Origin of the sequence: Rhodococcus oxybenzonivorans, assembly GCF_003130705.1 — a bacterium.
GTDB lineage: Bacteria > Actinomycetota > Actinomycetes > Mycobacteriales > Mycobacteriaceae > Rhodococcus_F > Rhodococcus_F oxybenzonivorans.
This window is the reverse complement of record NZ_CP021354.1, coordinates 1,806,848-1,826,328: the sequence shown is the minus strand read 5'-3', so window position 1 is coordinate 1,826,328 and position 19,481 is coordinate 1,806,848. Positions and strand designations below refer to the sequence as shown.

General features: G+C 62.4%; 17 protein-coding genes. 13 read left to right on the top strand and 4 right to left on the bottom strand.

The features are described from left to right. Window positions 1–91: 91 nt before the first annotated feature. From CBI38_RS08785 to CBI38_RS40260, 10 genes are all read left to right on the top strand, one after another. Window positions 92–751 (top strand): TetR/AcrR family transcriptional regulator, encoded by a 660-nt coding sequence (locus CBI38_RS08785; RefSeq protein WP_109328140.1) that lies wholly within the window; start codon window positions 92–94, stop codon window positions 749–751. A gap of 3 nt (window positions 752–754) precedes the next feature. After that, the gene (locus tag CBI38_RS08780) at window positions 755–1,234 is read left to right on the top strand and encodes a nucleoside deaminase (RefSeq protein WP_109328138.1); all 480 of its coding nucleotides are present in this window, start codon (window positions 755–757) and stop codon (window positions 1,232–1,234) included. A 532-nt stretch (window positions 1,235–1,766) separates the two neighbouring features. Beyond that, window positions 1,767–2,540 (top strand): deoxyribonuclease IV, encoded by a 774-nt coding sequence (locus CBI38_RS08775; RefSeq protein ID WP_109328137.1) that lies wholly within the window; start codon window positions 1,767–1,769, stop codon window positions 2,538–2,540. A 264-nt stretch (window positions 2,541–2,804) separates the two neighbouring features. Further along, a complete protein-coding gene (locus CBI38_RS08770; RefSeq protein ID WP_162603197.1) occupies window positions 2,805–4,127 on the top strand; it encodes a PucR family transcriptional regulator in 1,323 nt (440 codons plus the stop codon). A 384-nt stretch (window positions 4,128–4,511) separates the two neighbouring features. Continuing rightward, window positions 4,512–5,972: an NAD(P)/FAD-dependent oxidoreductase gene (locus CBI38_RS08765; protein ID WP_335743617.1), complete on the top strand. Its 1,461-nt coding sequence runs from the start codon at window positions 4,512–4,514 to the stop codon at window positions 5,970–5,972. A 20-nt stretch (window positions 5,973–5,992) separates the two neighbouring features. After that, complete coding sequence (locus tag CBI38_RS08760) at window positions 5,993–6,316, top strand: 2Fe-2S iron-sulfur cluster-binding protein (protein WP_109328131.1); 324 nt, start codon at window positions 5,993–5,995, stop codon at window positions 6,314–6,316. A gap of 83 nt (window positions 6,317–6,399) precedes the next feature. After that, the gene (locus CBI38_RS08755) at window positions 6,400–7,140 is read left to right on the top strand and encodes an SDR family NAD(P)-dependent oxidoreductase (protein WP_109328129.1); all 741 of its coding nucleotides are present in this window, start codon (window positions 6,400–6,402) and stop codon (window positions 7,138–7,140) included. Between the two features lie 77 nt (window positions 7,141–7,217). Next, on the top strand, window positions 7,218–8,453 hold the full coding sequence (locus tag CBI38_RS08750) for a cytochrome P450 (protein WP_109328127.1): 1,236 nt from the start codon (window positions 7,218–7,220) through the stop codon (window positions 8,451–8,453). Between the two features lie 373 nt (window positions 8,454–8,826). Continuing rightward, window positions 8,827–10,134: a 3,4-dihydroxy-2-butanone-4-phosphate synthase gene (locus tag CBI38_RS08745; protein WP_109328125.1), complete on the top strand. Its 1,308-nt coding sequence runs from the start codon at window positions 8,827–8,829 to the stop codon at window positions 10,132–10,134. Between the two features lie 26 nt (window positions 10,135–10,160). Beyond that, a complete protein-coding gene (locus tag CBI38_RS40260; RefSeq protein ID WP_335743616.1) occupies window positions 10,161–10,358 on the top strand; it encodes a riboflavin kinase in 198 nt (65 codons plus the stop codon). Between the two features lie 208 nt (window positions 10,359–10,566). Here the strand turns inward: CBI38_RS40260 and CBI38_RS08735 are convergent, their stop codons facing one another. Continuing rightward, on the bottom strand, window positions 10,567–11,280 hold the full coding sequence (locus CBI38_RS08735) for a carboxymuconolactone decarboxylase family protein (protein ID WP_230990112.1): 714 nt from the start codon (window positions 11,278–11,280) through the stop codon (window positions 10,567–10,569). Between the two features lie 327 nt (window positions 11,281–11,607). Between CBI38_RS08735 and CBI38_RS08730 the strand changes: the two genes are divergently transcribed. Further along, complete coding sequence (locus tag CBI38_RS08730; protein WP_109328121.1) at window positions 11,608–12,258, top strand: TetR/AcrR family transcriptional regulator; 651 nt, start codon at window positions 11,608–11,610, stop codon at window positions 12,256–12,258. Window positions 12,259–12,359: 101 nt separating this feature from the next. Here CBI38_RS08730 and CBI38_RS08725 read toward each other — a convergent pair whose 3' ends face one another. From CBI38_RS08725 to CBI38_RS08715, 3 genes are read right to left on the bottom strand one after another with little or no spacing between them, the layout of a single operon-like run. Next, window positions 12,360–13,136, bottom strand: a complete 777-nt coding sequence (locus tag CBI38_RS08725) for an enoyl-CoA hydratase-related protein (RefSeq protein ID WP_109328119.1) — start codon at window positions 13,134–13,136, stop codon at window positions 12,360–12,362. Then, window positions 13,133–14,014, bottom strand: a complete 882-nt coding sequence (locus tag CBI38_RS08720; RefSeq protein ID WP_109328117.1) for an enoyl-CoA hydratase-related protein — start codon at window positions 14,012–14,014, stop codon at window positions 13,133–13,135. The genes CBI38_RS08725 and CBI38_RS08720 overlap by 4 nt, the downstream gene beginning before the upstream one ends. Further along, window positions 14,011–14,496, bottom strand: coding sequence for a nuclear transport factor 2 family protein (locus CBI38_RS08715; RefSeq protein ID WP_109328115.1), 486 nt, complete (start codon window positions 14,494–14,496; stop codon window positions 14,011–14,013). The genes CBI38_RS08720 and CBI38_RS08715 overlap by 4 nt, the downstream gene beginning before the upstream one ends. 508 nt (window positions 14,497–15,004) lie before the next feature. Here CBI38_RS08715 and CBI38_RS08705 point away from each other — a divergent pair. Both CBI38_RS08705 and CBI38_RS08700 read left to right on the top strand, forming a co-directional pair. Continuing rightward, entirely contained in the window at window positions 15,005–16,198 is a 1,194-nt protein-coding gene (locus CBI38_RS08705; RefSeq protein WP_109328111.1) for a flavin reductase, read from the top strand. Further along, window positions 16,177–19,470 carry a carboxyl transferase domain-containing protein gene (locus CBI38_RS08700; protein WP_204164895.1) on the top strand — a complete coding sequence of 1,098 codons (3,294 nt, stop codon included), beginning with the start codon at window positions 16,177–16,179 and terminating at the stop codon, window positions 19,468–19,470. The genes CBI38_RS08705 and CBI38_RS08700 overlap by 22 nt, the downstream gene beginning before the upstream one ends. Window positions 19,471–19,481 lie beyond the last annotated feature (11 nt).

Sequence of the window (19,481 nt, the reverse complement as noted above, 5' to 3'; positions counted from 1 at the left end):
AATTCTTCGATTCGCGCACCGGCACCGCGCCGACACGGTGCCGCGCGTGTAGCGACGCCGAACAGGCTCGGTGCACGTCTACTCTGACACTATGCGCGAGTCGGCAGGATCCACAGCCATTGAGCCACTTCCCGCAGGCCGCCATCGCCTCGACCCGACGGCGGTAGCGGCCTCCCAGCGGTACCGCATCGACTTTGCCGCCCTCGACGTTCTGGCCGAAAAGGGCTACGCGGCAGCAACAGTGGCCGACATCATCACCTCCGCGCGCGTGTCCCGACGCACGTTCTACGAGTTCTATGCGAACAAGGGTGAGTGCTTCGTCGCCGTGTGCGCGCTCGCGACCCGGATCATGGCGGAAGAACTCGACGCGGCCACAGACACCTCGCTGCCCTGGGAGCTGCAGTTGCGCGCCCACATTCAGCGCTACCTCGACGTCCTGGCCGCACAACCCGGCGCAGCGTATGCCCTCACTGTGCAGACGTTCGCCATCCCCGAGCTTCGGCAGGCCCGCGAGGCGATGTTCGACAGTCTTCTCGATCGAATGCGCGGACTTCATCAGCTCGCCCGTCAGCAAGATCGCACGCTCCTCCACCTGCCCGACGACCTTCTGCGGCTACTTGTCGGGGGCTTCGACGAACTGCTGCGCACGAATCTGCGCGCGCGTGACGGGCACAGCCTTCCGTCGCTTGCTCCGATGATGACGCGGGCGGCAATAGCAATACTGCAGAGTTCCGGAACAGCGGAGCGCTGACGGATGTCGACGTCGCCCAAACCCACCCGGCTCACCCTCGATCCGGAAGAGTTGCTCGCGGCCGCGGTTGCCCAAGCGGAACTGGGCGCCCGGGAAGGCGGCATCCCGATCGGCGCCGCCCTCTTCGCCGGAAACGGAGACCTCCTCGGCAGTGGCCGCAACCGTCGCGTCCAACACGACGACCCCTCGGTGCACGGTGAAACCGATGCCTTCCGGGCCGCCGGACGTCAGCGTGACTATCGCTCGACCGTCATGGTGACGACGCTGTCGCCGTGCTGGTACTGCAGTGGACTGATCCGCCAGTTCAACATCGGGGCGGTCGTCATCGGCGAGAGCGTCACCTTCACCGGAGGGCACGAATGGCTCCGAGAGCACGGGGTCGATGTGACGGTTCTCCGCGATCAGCACTGCATCGACTTGATGACCGAGTTCATCGAAACCCAGCCGGACCTGTGGAACGAGGACATCGGGGTCGCCGACTGAGGGATGCCTGCTCTGCGCAGGGTGGTCTGATCCTCACCCCGGGGTCGGTATCGGTACCGAGCACGCTCGCACAGGATGGAATCACGTCAGAAACGCCGAGCTGACGCCCTCGCCGCCTCCGAGAAGGAACACCAGATGTCGAAGAGTCGTTCACCCCGAACCCGCGTGATCGCAGCGCTCGTAGGAGCCGCCGCCGCATTGTCGATCGGGATGGTGGGTCCGGCGGCTGTGGCTTCCGCCGCGCCTCCCTGCAAGATCAACTGCCATCAGCCGAATCCGAAGCCACTACCCAAGGACCTCGGAGACAGCTGCCAATTCTGCACTTCGACGCCCGGCGGACCCTCACAGCCGCCCCCTCCACCGCCGCCGCCACCGCCGCGCCCGCCTGACAAAGACCAGCCGACACAGAGCCCCTCGCCCCGCATACGGAGCGAGGGGTGTCGGCGTGTCCGGGTCCGTGCGTCCCGAATCGACCCGCACTCCGGCCAGGTGTTGCGCCCCACACCCGACACCCACCCCCTACCCTGAGTGCATGCGCATAGGAGCACATGTCCGCCAGGACGACGATCCGATCGGATACGGCGAGCGGCTCGGGGCCGACATCATCCAGATGTTCCTCACCGACCCCCAGAAGTGGAACAAACCGCCCACGCACCCGCGGACCGACGAGATCCGCGAGAGCCCCATCGACGTCGTCGTCCACTCCTCCTACGTGATCAACGTGGCGAGCCTCAACAACCGGCTCCGCATGCCATCGCGCAACGCCGTGGCACAGCAGGCTCAGGCCGCCGCAGACATCGGCGCATTCGGGCTGGTGGTGCATGGCGGCCACGTCCGCGACGGTGAGGACGTCAACGAAGGGATCATCAACTGGCGCAAACTCTTCGAGCGCCAAGCCGATAAGGGTGGTTTCCCGGTGCCGATCCTCATCGAGAACACGGCAGGTGGTGACTTCGCGATGGCCCGCCACTTCGACGCGATCGACCGGTTGTGGCAGGAGGTCGGCGACTTCGGTGCCGGCTTCTGCCTCGACACCTGCCACGCCTGGGCCGGCGGTGAAGACCTGGTGGGTGTGGTCGAGCGCATCAAGGCCATCACCGGACGCATCGACCTCGTGCACCTCAACAACTCGCGGGACGCGTTCAACTCCGCGCGGGACCGGCACGCCAACCTGGCCGACGGGACCATCGACCCGGAACTGCTCGCCGAGGTCGTACGCACGGCAGGCGCACCCGTGGTCCTCGAAACGCCGGGCGAAGGACTCGTCGATGATCTGGCTTTTCTCCGGGAGACAGTCGGGCACTAAACGGTATGGCTAACAGCGGGACGAGCCGGGGGTTTAGTGCCCAACGAATCTGGGTGAGTCGCAGCTTCGCCAGGGGTGGACCGGCGGGTATGCATATGATGCAAAGCCATCGGCGGACGACTCGGTCAACAAATAATGCGTCGGTCGAGATCATGGCCGAGCCGCAGCCATCGCGATCGCTTGGGCGCGCCCCAGCACGACGTGCGGTGCCCATCGACGAACCTCGGTGCCTGGTGGTCAGTATTCTTGTCACACGTTCGAGAAATGAGTTTGCGGATGAAGAGAGCTGACGGCGTCGGCGAGTGGGTGGCATATTCGGGCATCGGTGTCCACGAAGTGATCCTCGCCATCACAAGGGCCGCGGACAGAAGCCTCTTGGAAATCGCGGACGAGATCGTCGCACGACTCACCTCCGAGATCGCTGAATTCACCGCCGACGAGCCCATTGTCGAACAGTTGAACGCTGGTGCCGCACATAACTTCGCCATCACCATGCGAATACTTCGACACGAAATCGAGATCGATCAGGTTGATCCGTCCGAACCTGCGAATGAACTTGCCCGACTACTCGCCCAACGCGAGATTCCGATCACCGCACTGGAGCACGCCTACCGCCTGTACCAGGACAGTGTTGTTCGGTGGTGCCTTCGGGAGCTGGCGGTCCGCAGTGACGACGCGGCCGTAACCGCGCAGGCTGCATTGGAGATCACCGCACTGGTATCTGCCCACGTCAACCTGATTGCCCAGAATTTGTTGACGACATATGAGGCTGAGCGAGATGCATGGCGGCTTCGGCGGAGCGCCTCCCGCTCAGCACGTATCAAGGACATACTGGACAACCAAGCGATCGATATCGGCTCGGCCGAGGCAGCACTTGGCTACCGCCTCAACCAATACCACATCGGGGTGATCGCGTGGACAGTACGGAGCGAAAGGCCCGATGACGAGCTGAGTCATCATGAGGGAGCGGTAATTGCACTCGCCAGGCACCTAGGCATCTCTGGCCACACGCTGTTCGAGCCGCGCGACGAACACACCGGATGGGCTTGGCTACCGCTCGGACAACAAGACAACCTCGACCTCGAGAAGTTTGCATCGATCACAACGAATTGGGACCAGCCAGTTTCGGTGGCGGTTGGTGCACCTCAGAAGGGCGTCGCCGGGTTCGTCCGCACTCACTCGCAGGCCAATCAAGCTCGAACTGTTGCCCAAGCTTCGCGCGTCCCGACCCCACGAATCATCTCCATTGCCGATATCGGCGCGGTCGCGCTGATGTGCAGCGACCTCAGCGCGACTCGGGCCTGGGTCGCCGACGTTCTGGGTCCGTTAGCCGCTGATGACCCGGCGGCCGAGGATCTACGCACTACACTGCGTGAATTCCTTCGCGCCGGTGGGAGTTATGCCGCCACCGCCACTGCGTTGCACATGCACCGGAACTCCGTCGTCTACAGGATCCACAAAATCGAAGATCAGCTCGGCCGGAACGTGCGCGAAAGACGGCTGGAACTCGAGAACGCTCTAGAGTTGTGCTTTTGGCTCGGCGGGACGGTACTCGCTCCGGACCCGGACAAAGCCGGGACATCCTGATTACTGGCCTATAGCCGGCACCGAGAGGCAACCGAACACGACGGACGACCGGCGACGGGCGTCTCTGGTTTCTGTAAAGGCTATGCGAGGAAGAGATCGCCTGTCGCACGCTCGGTGCCGGTTCGTCGATTGAACGCGCACGCTCATGCCGGGCACCTGGGTCACGTGCAGTCGGCAACTGAGGTCTGTCGCGCACCAATGCAGCCGACGCCGGAGAGTGTCGGACGCAGCCCAGATCATGACTGCCCACACAGCCGTTACCGAATGTGATGGGGCGCACAAAACTGCACGAAATCTGTGTGCGGCCAGCACGGTGATATGCCGCTGGCACCCTCTTAGCGTCTAAGTAACAACTTCAATGATGCCGACGCGAAATGCGACGACATGTGTGGACGCAGAGCCGGGAGGCGGCCAGAACCTTTCGGAGACGAAAGATTTGCTCATTCAACACGCCACCAACGTTACCGCTGCAAAAGCAGAGCACAGAACGCTTCACGGGTAGCTCACCGTCCGGCAACAGCCGGACGCCCGCGTGACCGGTTCGTTCGCGAAAGAAAACAGAGAAGGGGACTTCAGATGTCGAACCGACACCTGCTTGTCATAGGTAATGGCTGCGGTGGTACCGAAGCGGCATTTGCCGCACGCACCTCCGGATGGGAGGGACCGATCACCCTGCTGGGTGACGAGAGGTTTCAGCCATACCATCGACCACCCCTCTCGAAGACATACCTCGAGGGCGAAGTCACCGCAGAATCATTGCACTTGCGTGGCGACGTGGCATATGAGCGCAGTGCGATCACCCTCCACGCAGGCCATCGCGCTCAGGCGATCGACCGCAAGCATCGCAAGGTCGCAATGTCCGACGGTACCGAAATCGGATACGACGAGCTGATTCTTGCAACGGGAGGCCGCCCGCGGACGCTTCCGGTCGCAGACGCGCTTCCCCAAAGACCCTCGAATCTCCACTATCTCCGCACAAGGACTGATGCAGACGCGCTTCGAGATGAACTGCGCCCCCAACGGAGCGTCGTTATCATCGGCGCCGGATACATCGGCTTGGAGGTGGCCGCGGCCGCCGTCCGGATCGGCATGACCGTCACCGTGCTGGAGGCTGCGTCCCGCGTACTTGCTCGCGTTACTGCGCAGCCGATCTCCGAATATTACGAGGCCGTTCACCGTGAGGCGGGGGTCAATATCCTTACCAACTGCGTGTTAGAAGGGCTGGAGACTCGAGGAGACGGCCGCATCGAAGCAGTTCGCTGCTCGGATGGCACACGACTCGCCGCCGATGTGGTCGTCGTTGGTATCGGGCTGATACCGAACAGCGAATTGGCCGCAGCAGCAGGCCTCGAGGTCGATAACGGCATCGTGGTCGACGACGACCTTCGCACAGCCGATTCCCACATCATGGCTGTAGGAGATTGTGTTCGCCAGTACAGCCATTTGTACGACCGCTTTGTCCGTGTCGAGTCGGTCCCCAACGCACTCGAACAGGCGCGCAACGCGGCTGCCGTACTGTGCGACAAGCCGACCCGCCCGACTGGCGCTCCATGGTTCTGGTCCGATCAGTACGACCTGAATCTGAAGATGGTCGGCCTGTCGGAAGGGTACGACCGCTTGGTGTTACGCGGAAGGCCCGAAGACCGTTCCTTCAGCGCCTTCTACGTAGTGGGTGACCGAGTGCTTGCGGTGGACACAATCAACCGACCTGCCGATTTCAACGTCTCCAAGAGACTTATCTCGGAGCGAATTCCTGTGACCGCGGACCTGCTCGCAGCGAGCGACGTTTCGCTCCGGGATCTCGTCAATGCGGCGCAACCGTCAACCTCGAGCTCCACAGCCTGAATCTAGGAGGATCACCGACCATGCCAAAAGCAACCTTCATCTCCCCTGACGGGAACCACGACGAACTGAGCGTCGCGTCCGGAACCACTCTTATGCAAGCTGCAGTCGGGCACGGCATCCGTTCGATCGTGGGTGACTGTGGTGGCAGCGGTGCCTGCGCAACCTGCCACGTCTACGTGGAGCAGGAGTTTCTCGACAAGCTCACTCCCATGGATTCCAACGAGCAAGAGATGCTCGAATGCGCCTCCTCCCCCGTGCAAGACAACAGCCGTTTGAGCTGCCAGATCGCGATGCACGACCACCTCGACGGAATCACCGTCGAAGTCGCCCCGACCCAGTGGTAGTTGACCGACCAGACGCAAACCAGACAGTACTGATCAGCGGCTCCTGGTGCCGCACACGTCGACAGACAGATGAAGGAGCTCACATGAGAATGCAGGACAAGGTCGCACTCATCTCGGGCGGCGCACGAGGTATGGGCGCTTCCCACGCTCGAATGATCGTCGCCGAGGGTGGGAACGTCGTCATCGGCGACATTCTTGATGACGAGGGCGAAAGTCTGGCAAAGGAACTGGGAGCGGACAAGGCGGTCTACACGCGACTCGACGTTACCGATTACGCCGATTGGCAGAACGCTGTCGACCTGTCTGTGAGGACGTTCGGCAAGCTGAACGTCCTCGTGAACAACGCCGGCATCGTCAATATGGGGTCGCTGACCGACTATTCCATCAAGGAATGGGACGACATCATCGCCGTGAATCAGACCGGACCGTTCCTGGGCATCAAAGCCGCCACGCCGACGCTGATTTCGTCTGCGCCGTCGTCCATCATCAATATATCGTCGACCGCCGGCTTCCAAGGCATCGCCGAACTTCACGGCTACACGGCCTCCAAGTTCGCCGTGCGTGGTCTGACCAAATCGGTCGCGCTCGAATTGGCCCAGCACGGCGTTCGGTCGAACTCCGTCCATCCCGGGACCGTGTCGACGCCGATGAACGCCGACTTGGATGTGGCGGACTTCAACCCGATGAAACGCATGGGCAACGTCAAGGAGGTTTCACAACTGATCATCTACCTCGCCAGCAACGAATCCAGCTTCGTTACTGGAGCCGAATTCCTCATCGATGGAGGGGAACTGGCGGGCATGGGGCCGCTCAGCTCGAAATAGCACCACCCGAAGGTAGACAGCAACAGAGACCGAACGATCCCACATCACCAACAAGCTATAGCGGAAGTGAGCGAATAATGGGAACAGCACCTGAAACGATCGTCCCAACCCCCGCACGTAACTTGCCGGCGAATGTTCCGCCGGAACGGATGGTTGATTTCGACATGTTCAATCCGCCCCACATCGACCAAGGCGCCCAGGAGGCATGGAAGCACCTGCAGGATCCCGGCACGCGCGATCTCGTGTGGACTCCCCACAACGGTGGGCACTGGATTGCAACGCGCGGCTCACTGATCCAGCAAATGTTCACGGACTTCGAGCACTTTTCGAGCGAATGCCCCTTCCTGCCGCGCGAGGCAGGCGAACAATACAGTTTCATTCCCACATCGATGGATCCGCCCGAGCAGCGACCGTATCGGCGCATTCTCAACGCGAGCGTCGGACCCCATACCATCGACCGCATCGGCGACGACATCAGGGAGACCGCACGGGCACTGATCGGGGACATCCGCACCACCGGCAGTTGCGACTTCACCAAGGAGTACGCGGAGGTCTTCCCGATCAAGATCTTTCTCATGATCGTGGACCTTCCGCTGAGCGATGCCCCGAAGCTTAAGTACATCGGGGATCAAATGACCAGGCCTGACGGCTCGATGAGTATGGGCGAGGCAATCGATCTCTTCTTCGAGTACCTGTCACCCTTTATCGACGCTCGTACGGAGAATCCGGGCGATGACGCGATCAGCACCGTCGTGCAAAGCCAGGTCAACGGCCGACCGATCACCAAGGACGAGGCACTGAAAATCTGCGGCCTTCTTCTGCTGGCAGGGCTGGACACCGTGGTGAACTTCTTGAGCTTCACGATGCACTTCCTGGCCACGCATCCTGAGGAGCGGCGCGCCCTTGTCGCTGATCCCCAGCTGATACCGACCGCCACGGAGGAGTTGCTGCGGCGCTTCGGATTGGTATCCGATGCCCGCCTGATCAAGAAGGACATCACCATCGACGGAGTGGATCTGAAAGCGGGCGACATGGTGGCGTCGCCGACCATGCTCTACGGTCTCGACGACCGCAAGAACAAGTGCCCGATGGATGTCGACTTCGGTCGGGAGGAAATCGACCACATTACCTTCGGTCACGGCGTACACCATTGTGCGGGCGCTCATTTGGCGCGTGTCGAAATACAGACGACCTTGGAGGAGTGGTTGGGGCAAATTCCCGAATTCGAGGTTGCCGACCCATCGAGGGTGGGCTTCCAGTCAGGAATTGTGAGCTCCATGACATCGGTTCCATTGCAGTGGACTACTGATTAATCGACGACACACCGCGATCGGCATACGGGCCGATCGACGCCTCTGAGGAACGAGGGCAGTGCACCGTAGGTGGCATCCATAGCGATGCCGCCAAAGGGTGAGCCTCACGGCCATCAAGGGTCTCCCCTTGTTCGCCGTGAGGCCACTCCCTCGCCGCGGGCGCTGTCGATCCGCATGTGTCTGCCCGTCGCCATGACTCGACGTCGAACCGATCGATCACCGAGGAGTACGCCACCGATGCGCACATCTACGTTGACGTTGACATGTCGAGGCGCAGCTGCGATTCTGGTCACAGGGGAAACGCCGCCATTCGAGAACGTGACCAAGGCAGGACTCCGACGTCCGTTCGCCCCCCAAGATTGGAGATGCACGCATGAGTAATTCGGTGACCCGAGTCCAGCAAGCTCTGTCCGACCTCGCCGCCGGCCGAACCGTTGCGCTCGCGGGCAGTGCGGGCGGCGATCCCGATGGCTACCTGCTCTTGGCGGCGGAGAAGGCATCCCCTGCCGCGCTCGCATCTATGGTCCGCCATAGCTCTGGTTTCGTCTGTGCGGCGGTCACCCGGCGTGTCTGCGAACGTCTGGGGTTGCCACCGATGATGGGGACGATCCCGGACCAGGCCAGCGACTGGTACACCGTCTCGGTGGATGCGATCGCCGGGGTGGGTACGGGGATTTCCGCCGCCGACCGGGCACGCACCCTCGCAATGCTCGCCAATCCCGACAGCGCGACCGGCGACTTCACCCGCCCCGGCCATGTCGTACCGGCCCGGGCGCGCGAGAACGGAGTACTCGAGACCCGTGGTCCAGCGGAAGTCATAACGGACCTCGCTCGTGCGGCCGGTCTACGCCCGGTCGGCGCATTTGCTGCGCTCGTCTCGGAGGAAGATCCCACCCGCATCGCGAACGAGGACGAAACCCGTGATTTCGCCCAGGCACAACAATTGACATGGTTGTCTGCGGACGACGTCGCTATCTATCGCCGGGTATCCGAACTACACGTCCGATGCACCTTCACCATCACTCGGGAAAGCCCTTACGGCGAGCTGCTCACCTCCGGATTTCGGAGTGAGGTGACCGGCACCGATTACATCGCCTACCGAATCGGTCGACCCCAGAGTGCGGACGCGCCATGGATCCACGTTCACCGCGAATCAGACTTCGCCCCGCATGCCGACTCCACAGACCCTGATCGTCAGGCAATGTTTGCGCGGATAGCCGCACATGGTGACGGCGTGGTGCTGATCGAACGGAACACGAACGATCTCGATTCGTACACTCTCACCTCAGAGCAGCAGGACCGCAGACGCATTGACCGGAATGCGGACATCGCACAGGTGATCCGAGAGCTCGGGATTTCCTCATTGCAGCTGCTGGACCCGCCAGCCGATCTTCGCGGGACCCTGGAGATCATGGGAATCGAGGCGTCGGTGCTGTCCCACGCTGATGCGGGTTCGACTGTGAAGGCACCGACTTGCACCACGACAAGCACCGCGCACACCGTCGCCGGGCTGGTGCGACATGGTGACCAGCGGGGTCGCGAACTCGGTTTCCCCACCGCGAATCTCGAACTCGATACCGAAGCCGGGAGCCCTTCTTCCGAGGCTCACCTGGTGGATGGCGTGTGGGCAGGTCACTGCGCGCTCGCCGATGGCAGGTCGATCCCGCCGCAATCTCGATAGGTCGACGTTCGACATTCTACGGCCGTGTGGGGACGCGACTGCTGGAGGCGCATCTACTCGATTTCGATGAAAATTTGTACGACCTCGAAGTCACCGTGCATCTCGAACACTGGATACGCGGACAAGCGACCTTCGCCTCGAAGGAAGAACTCATTGCCGCGCTCGAGGACGATGTTCGGCGCACTAAGGAGCTTCTGTCCGACACTTATCCCACCGCCGGATAGCTGAGCGGATCCCTGACGGAGACCGAAGAACCGATCAGCGACGTGATGAATGCGTGCCATAGTTCGGCGGCTGGCGCGACCCTCGATCGCTGACCGCTCCATCACCTCCGTCGCGACTCGGCAGAAAGTCCAGACGATATGTCACTACCGGTTGCGCTCAACCCTGGTTGCGACCTCCTCAACCCTGGTTGCGACCTCATAGAGACGGTCAGCGCACTCCCCTGTGCGGTGGCGCGTGGGATGCGATCAGGAGGACCTCCAGTATCGCGATGCGGCCGGCGCCGAGTTCGATCGCATTGCGCAGGTGCAGCTTCATGCCGGGAAGAAAACGATGGGTCGGCGTTGCATCCACCGCCAGGGCGATAAGTTCTTTGGTGACGGCGCGCACGTTTTTCGTCTTCCATGGGAGACCGCAATACTCGCAGAATGCAGCGAATCCTTCGGGAGAGATCCGTATCAGCGCAGCGAGGAAACCAGGTAGCTCATCCTCTAGACGCTGACGGTAGGGGTCGCTTCCTACGTATCGCTCCCAGAGGAGACGCTGGTCGGCATCGAGCGCTGAATCCGCCTGCTCGTTGTGCCGTTCCGAGGTGAGAGCGTGGAGGTGTTCGGCGGTTGCGAAGAGGGTGTGCACTCCGAGCCCCGACACCAGCATGAGTACCTCGTGGACTTGGTTCGCGGTCGCTCCCAGGTCGAGCGCCTCCTGCATGTAGCGTTCGGCACCCACGATGTCCAGAGTGGTGACGGACGCGCGAACCGCGAGTTCGACTAGCGCGCGGGTCAGCGGGTCCAACGGTTCCCCGTCGCCGACGTCATTCAGGTACACGTCGGCGACGGCGCGCAGGTGATCGAGCGAAACTTCATCGCGGATGGACGGTACCGACGGCCGCGCGGAGTCGGGCGGGCCCTCGGACTCGGTCACCGCGGGACAGCTTCCGTGTGCAGCAATCGGACGATAACGGCGGCTTCATCGGGACTATGGCGAGTACCGCACACCACGGAACCACCGACGGACGTGATCCGCTCCCCGGGATCGGTATTCGTCATGTCGGCCTCGCTCATGAGTCGGTACAGCGGCTTCTCGGGTGAGGCCGCAGAACTCGTGTTTTCCGCCTTCCGACGCTATGCGATCACGAACACCGTGTCAATCAACGTTGAAGTAGATTTACATCAACGTTGATGGATTTCCCGTCTTCCGCCGCGTAGCATCCCCTACGTGGCCAGAACACCAGTGACGAGAAGCAGCGGAATGAGCCGGCGCCGCCGTAGCGCGCAGAATGACAGTAGCCCCAGCTATCAGGCGAAACGCCGTGAACTCCTCCAAACGGCGGCTGATGTGTTCCAGGAAAAGGGTTACGACGCCGCCACGTTGAACGACATTGCGGAGCGTTTCGGAACCGATCGGGCCTCGATCTACTACTACTTCGCCAGTAAGAAGGAATTGTTCCAGGCCCTGTTTCAGGACGTTGTGATCGGCGTTCTCGACGATAACGTTTCTGCTGGAACAGAGATCGCGGAGATCGACGCCGACGCCCCTGAGAAGCTCCGTCGACTCGTCGAATTACTGATGCTCTCGTACGAGAACAACTATCCCTATATCTACCTGTATATCCAGGAGGACATGGCGAAGCTCGAGTTCCAGTCGACTCCATGGGCCAAGGACATGCTCCTTAAGACGAAGCGTTTCGAGGCAATCGTCGCCGGCGTCCTCGAGCAGGGGGTGGCAGAGGGAACCTTTCGTGAAGATGTTCCCACTGCGCTGATGGCGAAAGCGTTGTTCGGGATGATCAACTGGACCCATCGGTGGCTCAAGCCTGGCTCGCACAGGGTTGACGCAAGACAGACCATTGATGCGTTCTGCGCGCTATTCTTCCAGGGCGCACTGGCCAAGCCCGCTTAGATCCGTGCAGCCTTTCGCTGTTTGCTGTTTTCGAGCGGGTGGGGTGCCGTGAGCACGCGACCTACATCGCGGCCCGCGGCACGTCCACAACTGTTCCTCGTCTACCGGCCGGTCCACTGCGGCTTTCGCTTCTCGGCGAACGCCGCTCGCCCCTCGAGCCGGTCGGCACTGGCCGCATACGCTTCGATGGGTTCGTAGCGGGTCGCCAACGCGATGTCCAGGGGCCAGTCCAATCGGGACAGCACGGCATCCTTGGCCGCCTGCACGGCGAGCGGGGATGCGGCCGCGATACGCTCGGCCCACTGGTCGGCGGCCTTACCGAGTTGCTCGGGTGCGACGACTTCGTTGACGAGTCCGTACCGTTCGGCGTCGACGGCAGTGATGCGGTCCCCGGTGAGAATCATCGCCATGGCGATGTGATGCGGGAGTTGCCGAATCGCGCGGTGCATGATGCCTGCCTCGCCGATGATTCCGACCTTCGTTTCCGGGATACCGAACTGGGCGTTGTCCGCCGCCACAATGACATCCGCGCACATCGCCAGTTCGAATCCGCCACCGACGGCGTACCCCTGGACGGCGGCAACGAGTGGTTTGCGCAGCTTCAACAACGGACCTCCGACGCCGGTGAGTCCACCGCCGAGGGCCATCCTGCGACCGTCGCCTTCCGTGCCGCCGCTCACGTCGGCGCCGGCACAGAACGCCTTCTCCCCGGAGGCTGACAGGACGGCCACCCACAGGTCCGGGTCGGCGTTGATTTCGGTCCACGCCTCGAACAACGACTGGTCCATCTCGGCATTGATCGAGTTCAACGCCTTGGGGCGATCGAGTGTGACGCGTGCGATGTGGCCATCGCGGGTAAACCTGACTCCGCTGCTCATGAGGTTGCCTTTCCGGATGGTACTGACGAAGTGGAGAGAGGGGCATCGACCGGCGCACGGTACGAGGCAATGGCCGCCTTCAGGCCGACCTCGGCAATGAAGGCACGAACCTGCGCCACCGATGGCGATAGATGTAACAGCGCGTCCATTTCTGCGCCACCCTGTGCGGCAGTGCGTACGCCCATGGCCTCCATAGCGCGGTTGACCGACAGTTTCTTGATGCGCAAGAGGTCGGAGGGAACCCGGGCTATTTGGGCGGCGAGGCGTTCGACAGTCTCGACGACTGTGTCTGCCGGAACGGCTCGGTTGGCCCACCCCCATTCGACCGCGGTGTCACCGTCGATCGAGTTGCCGGCGATGAACGCGAGTTCCTTCGCCCGTTTGGGTCCGACCAGCGGCGCCCACAGCGGGGCTATGTATCCCCCACCGAGCGGCACAGCCGGTTCACCGATGCGCGCATCATGCGCCACGATCGTGAGATCGGTGAATACACACATCTGAGTGGCGCCCGCGATGCAGTAACCGTGGACCGCCGCGATCACCGGTTTAGGGTGATCCCAGATGGCGAGGTAGCGATTGACGTTGCGCGCGAGCCGTTCTCGATCCGACACCGGGTCCTTGGTGGTGGTATATTCGCCGACCTGGTCGATGTCGTAGCCGGCGGAGAAGCCCTTTCCTTCGCCGCGGATCCCGACGACGGGACCGCCGGTGGTGGCGAGACGCTCGAGGGCGTCGCTGAACTCGTCGAGGAGCGCATTCGACAGGGCATTCGCTTTGTCCGGGCGGTCAAGGACGATCCAACTGATCGGCCCGCGGTGCTCGACACGCAAGTGCTGGTACTCGGTGTCTACTGTGGCGGTTGTGGTCGGCGTGGTCATGCCGAGGCACGTCCGATCGGGATCTGCTTCTTGACGTGGAAGTCGACGACGCCTGCCGCGCGCAGTTCACGGCGGGTGAAACGCCAGCCGTGCTCGTCGTCGCGCACCAGAACATCGTGGTACTGGCCGAAGAAGTGGCCGTCCGGCTTGCCTTCCTTGGTGTACTGATGCCACGCATACAGCACCGAACGGACGGTCGCACTGCGCATTTCCTCGTCGAAGTCGACAACGACGTTGGAGACATGATGACTAGTGGCGGTGAAGAAGGTGCCGATTCCGTCGAGGGTCTTTCGATAGGCGTCGCGTCCCTCGGCGCCGAAGTCGGGTCCATACGCGACGTAGCAGTCCGACGTGAACAGGGCCGCGAGATCGTCGGGCTGGTTCATGTCGAGGTAGTACGCGTAGTCGTACAACACTCGTTCGACTTTCTGGGCCTCGACGAGTTCGGTCAGTTCTCGACTCGACAGTGCACTGGTAGTCATGATCTTCCTCCGATGTGATGGGGCGATGTGCTGAGTGCGGATTCCTCGGTGCCAGGCGTGTACTGGCGGTGAAGCTGCGCTGAGGCGCCTCTGGACGAGAAACTACCAACAAGCTACACCGATTTTCAACGCTTGTGTAGACGCACTTGCTCCCTATTCTTCGCCCATCCCGTGTCCCAGGATCATTATCTGAGCACTTCACGAGGCTTCTGGCGTCACGCACACGCTCCATCTGGCATCAACATGATTGTAGACGTTTGTCAACATAACAGTTGACACGGCGTGAAGGTCGATGCGACGATCGTCCTTAGAGCGACGCACGTCACATGCCCGACCGAGACGGAGACTTGGTGCAGTTCCACCTCGAACAGACCGGGGTGATCGGAAGGCGCTCGGATCTCGAGGACGGCATGGCAGCACAGCGGCCGACCCATACTCGGAAACCAGACTCAACGCAAGCACACACACCGATCAGGCCTTTGGGTCCTGAGCCGAGAAGGACAACCCGATGACACTCACCGACACCAGCACAGTGATCGACCCGGGACATTTCCGGACTGTGCTCGGCCACTTCCCGACCGGCGTCGTGGCGATCACCTCCACTGATTCCGCGGGAGGGCCGGTCGGCATGGCCGTCGGCTCCTTCACATCGGTATCGCTGGATCCCGCGCTGGTCGCGTTCCTCCCCGACAAAAGTTCCAGCACCTTCCCGAAGATCCGGGAATCCGGTCGCTTCTGCGTCAACGTGCTCGGCGCCGGCCAACAGGACGTCTGCCGAAGTCTGGCAATGAAGGGATCAGACAAGTTTGCGTCGATCTCCTGGACGCCGACCAATCGCAACAATCCTCGAATTCACGAGTGCATCGCCTGGATCGACTGCACAATCGAAACAATCCACGACGCCGGTGACCATTTCCTGGTGATCGGTCGGGTTACCTCGCTCGAGGTCGATGATGCCGCCTCACCGCTCATCTTCTTCCAAGGTGGTTACGGCTGTTTCTCGTCGACCTCCCTCACCGCACCCGGTGAGGCTGACCTGCTGCGCCCCCTCAGCATCGTCGATCAGGCACGTTCGGAAATGGACGCGGTCGCCCGCGAGCTAGGAGTCGAATGCTGCGCCTCGGTCGCGATTCGGGATCAGCTGGTCCTGGTCGGCAGCAGCATGGCAAGCACTCTACCGACGTCACCACACACCCGACTCGGGCAGCGAATGCCCTTTGTGCCCCCACTCGCCCTCCCACTGATGGCATGGTCCGAGGGACGCGAACGAGACAAGTGGATCGGACGCGGCGGCGGGGCTCTCGATCGTGCCCTGCTCGAGCAGGCGATATCCCGTGTCCGCGACCGCGGCTGGTCACTTGTGCTTCGCAGCGACGCACAAGTGCGGTTCGAAGGGGCCGTTGCGCGTCTGCCGCTTACCGGTGCCACGGGCGATCTGGCATCTGATGTCACCGAGGCCGCCCGTGCCCTCAGTCTGGAGGGATACGAGCCAGCCGAAATCGAACCCGCTGCCACCTATGACGTCCGAATCATCAGCGCGCCCGTATTCGGTGAAGATTCCCAACCGGCGCTCCTCTTGAGCCTCTACCAGCTCCCCCGCCAACTGTCCGGGGCGACGGTCGAACAGTATCGGAATCGATTGATGACGGCGGCCGAGAGGGTCACCGCGAGGCTGGGCGGATGCACGCCCACCGTAACCTGACCATCCTCGAGAAGGGGACGGTTTCCGCCGACCCAGTGACAACGAAGGGAAAGCGATTGCCGGGCTTACTCATCGCTAACCGCGGCGAGGTCGCTTTGAGGATCATCCGCACCGCCCGCAGATATGGGCTTCGCACCGTCGCGGTTCACAGCGTCGACGAGTCCGAAGCAACCCACGTCCGTGCGGCCGACGAGGTGCGTCCGCTGGCGAGTTGCGGCGCGGCTGCCTACCTCGACATCGATCAAATGGTCAACGCAGCCATCACGTCCGGATGCACCATGCTCCATCCCGGATACGGATTCGCGAGCGAAAATCCGGAACTGGCCGACGCCTGTGCACGCGCAGGTATTACATTCGTGGGACCCGACTCCGAGACACTCCGGCTCTTCGGTGACAAGTCGGCGACGAGGGCTCTGGCCGAAGAGATCGGAGTTCCTGTCCTTCCTGCGACAAATGGTGCGACGGGTCTTCCGGAAGCGCTGGCCTTCATGGAAGCGCACTCGGGCGGCCCGGTCATGGTGAAGGCTCTCGCTGGTGGCGGCGGCCGCGGAATGCGGGTCGTGACAAACTCCGCCGACATCGGACAAGCGCTCATTCGTTGTGGATCCGAGGCGCTGCGTGGTTTCGGGCAATCACAAGTCTATGTCGAGCGCTATCTTCCGCGGGCGTGGCACATCGAAGTTCAGGTGCTCGGCGACGGTGCCGGCGACCCGATACACCTCTGGGACCGCGACTGTACGATTCAGCGCCGCCATCAGAAGCTCATTGAGATCGCGCCTGCTTCACATTTGCCGGACCCGACGCGATCGGCTCTTCTGCGCTCCGCACTCGATCTCGCGCGGGCCACACACTTCCGAGGTGTCTGCACATTCGAATTCCTTGTCGATGCCGACTCTCCCGACCTCTACTACTTCATCGAAGGAAATCCACGGCTGCAGGTCGAGCACGGTGTCACCGAAGAAATCACGGGCGTCGACCTGGTCGCAGCCCAGATTGCCATAGCGGAGGGGGTGTCGCTGACGGACCAGGGTCTTTCCCAGGAGGCCATCGGAAACCCGCGCGGAATCGCTGTCGAAGCGCGAGTCACCCTCGAGCCCGCGGTCTCCCCCACACAGAAGATCACGCGGTTCGACCTTCCGGCCGGATCCGGTATACGGGTGGAAAGCCACGGCTACGCAGGTATGCAGGCAACCAATGCCTACGATCCGCTCCTGGCCAAGATCATCGTTCACCGGCTGGGCGCGACCTTGGCGCAGGTTCTGGTTCACCTCGAGGCCCAGCTGCGTCGTAGCGTCATCGAGGGGGTGCCCACCAACCTGGCGCTGCTGCGGTCGGTGCTGGCCGACCCTGCGATTCCGCGTGGTGCGATGACGACGAGCTTCGTCGACGATTACCTGCTCGGATCATCGCGCGTACCGGTGTCTGCAGAAGACACACAGGCCACCGACCTATTCGCACCGTCGGCCGGAACGGTGGTTTCGATCGCCGGCGAAACCGGGCAGTGGGTTGAGCAGGGGGAACCGGTAGCAATTCTCGAGGCCATGAAAATGGAGCATGAGATAATCGCCCCGGCCGCCGGACGACTGGAGAAGGTGACTGTGCAGGTCGGTGACTTTGTCGCCGAGGGAGCCCAGGTCGCAACGCTCGCGGCGGTCGCCATCGACGGCCAGCCTGCGCCCGCCACAACCGCCACTTGTGGGCTGCCCGATCTGGACGACATCCGTTCCGATATCGCCGAAATCAGAGATCGCCACGAGGCCGGTCTGGACGCCGCCCGTCCAGAAGCCAGCGCACGAAGGCACCTGGCCGGGAAACGGACCGCCCGCGAGAACCTCGCAGACCTTTTCGACCCGCACTCCTTTCGTGAATATGGCCCGCTTGTCATCGCGGCGCAACGTCGACGGCGGACGCTGGACGACCTCGAAGCCAATACACCTGCCGACGGCCTCGTCGCCGGATTCGGCAGGGTGAGCGCAGCCGAGTCCGACGCGCAGAACACCCAGGTCGCCGCCCTCGCGTACGACTACACCGTGCTGGCGGGAACCCAGGGACTGCAGAACCACAAGAAGGCCGAGCGGATGTTCGAACTCGCCCGGCGACGGGGAACACCGGTGATCATCTTCGCCGAAGGGGGCGGCGGCCGTCCCGGGGACACCGACAACCAGGCCAAGGCAACCGGGATGGACCTGGGAACGTTCGTCGCGCTGGGTCGGCTCAACGGACACGTTCCGACGGTAGGCATTGCGGCTGGCCGTTGCTTCGCAGGCAACGCGGCACTGCTCGGTGCCTGTGACGTCGTCATCGCAACCGGCGACGCGAACATCGGGATGGGCGGACCGGCCATGATCGAGGGAGGTGGGCTGGGGACGTTCGCGCCGGAGGCTATCGGGCCCGCCCCGGTCCAGGCGGCCAATGGAGTCGTCGACATTCTCGTCGATGACGAGGCTGCGGCCGTAGCCGCCACCAAGAAGTACCTCGGCTACTTCCAGGGCTCTGCCCGTCAGTGGTCCTGCGCCGATCAACGTCGATTGCGCAACGCCGTACCCGAGCGACGATCTCGGGTGTTCGATATTCGTGCGCTCATCCACACCCTGACCGATGAGGAGTCGGTACTCGAGCTTCGAGAGCAATTCGGTCGAGGAATAGTCACGTGCCTGGCTCGGGTGGAGGGTCGACCGATGGGCATCGTCGCGAACGACGGACGTCACCGCGGCGGCGCGATCGACAGCGACGGGGCCGACAAGATGGCGCGCTTCCTTCGGCTCTGCGATACCTATGAACTGCCGATTGTGTCCCTCTGCGACACCCCCGGATTCATGGTAGGCCCCGAAGCAGAAGAGACGGCTATGGTGCGGCATGTCAGCCGACTGCTTGTTACCGGCCCAAATCTCGCTGTTCCGTTGTGCGCGATCGTAATCCGCAAGTCTTACGGACTCGGAGGGCAGGCCATGGCCGGCGGAAGCTTTCGAGTTCCGGACGCAATGCTCGCTTGGCCGACTGGAGATCTCGGCGCTATGGGGCCCGAAGGGGCAGTGCGGCTCGGGTTCCGCCGAGAACTCGACGCTATCGACGACCCGAACGAACGCGAGCAGACCTTTCAGTCTCTATTGGCCGACTACGAGGCCCAGGGCCGTGCCACGAACGCAGCATCGGTCTTCGAGATCGACGATGTCATCGATCCGGCCGACACCAGAGCGTGGATCGTGCAGACCTTCGACCGCGCCAACAGCAAACCCGTTGAACGGGTTCGGTGGCATCTCGACACATGGTGATACAGCGGCGG

Coding starts and splice junctions, on each gene's coding strand:
- CBI38_RS08775 (WP_109328137.1), top strand. CDS start 1,767: ATGCGCATAGGAGCACATGTCCGCCAGGACGACGATCCGATCGGATAC.
- CBI38_RS08705 (WP_109328111.1), top strand. CDS start 15,005: ATGACACTCACCGACACCAGCACAGTGATCGACCCGGGACATTTCCGG.
- CBI38_RS08750 (WP_109328127.1), top strand. CDS start 7,218: ATGGGAACAGCACCTGAAACGATCGTCCCAACCCCCGCACGTAACTTG.
- CBI38_RS08780 (WP_109328138.1), top strand. CDS start 755: ATGTCGACGTCGCCCAAACCCACCCGGCTCACCCTCGATCCGGAAGAG.
- CBI38_RS08730 (WP_109328121.1), top strand. CDS start 11,608: ATGAGCCGGCGCCGCCGTAGCGCGCAGAATGACAGTAGCCCCAGCTAT.
- CBI38_RS08725 (WP_109328119.1), bottom strand. CDS start 13,136: ATGAGCAGCGGAGTCAGGTTTACCCGCGATGGCCACATCGCACGCGTC.
- CBI38_RS08745 (WP_109328125.1), top strand. CDS start 8,827: ATGAGTAATTCGGTGACCCGAGTCCAGCAAGCTCTGTCCGACCTCGCC.
- CBI38_RS08700 (WP_204164895.1), top strand. CDS start 16,177: ATGCACGCCCACCGTAACCTGACCATCCTCGAGAAGGGGACGGTTTCC.
- CBI38_RS08765 (WP_335743617.1), top strand. CDS start 4,512: ATGTGTGGACGCAGAGCCGGGAGGCGGCCAGAACCTTTCGGAGACGAA.
- CBI38_RS08760 (WP_109328131.1), top strand. CDS start 5,993: ATGCCAAAAGCAACCTTCATCTCCCCTGACGGGAACCACGACGAACTG.
- CBI38_RS08715 (WP_109328115.1), bottom strand. CDS start 14,496: ATGACTACCAGTGCACTGTCGAGTCGAGAACTGACCGAACTCGTCGAG.
- CBI38_RS08770 (WP_162603197.1), top strand. CDS start 2,805: ATGAGTTTGCGGATGAAGAGAGCTGACGGCGTCGGCGAGTGGGTGGCA.
- CBI38_RS08755 (WP_109328129.1), top strand. CDS start 6,400: ATGAGAATGCAGGACAAGGTCGCACTCATCTCGGGCGGCGCACGAGGT.
- CBI38_RS08720 (WP_109328117.1), bottom strand. CDS start 14,014: ATGACCACGCCGACCACAACCGCCACAGTAGACACCGAGTACCAGCAC.
- CBI38_RS08785 (WP_109328140.1), top strand. CDS start 92: ATGCGCGAGTCGGCAGGATCCACAGCCATTGAGCCACTTCCCGCAGGC.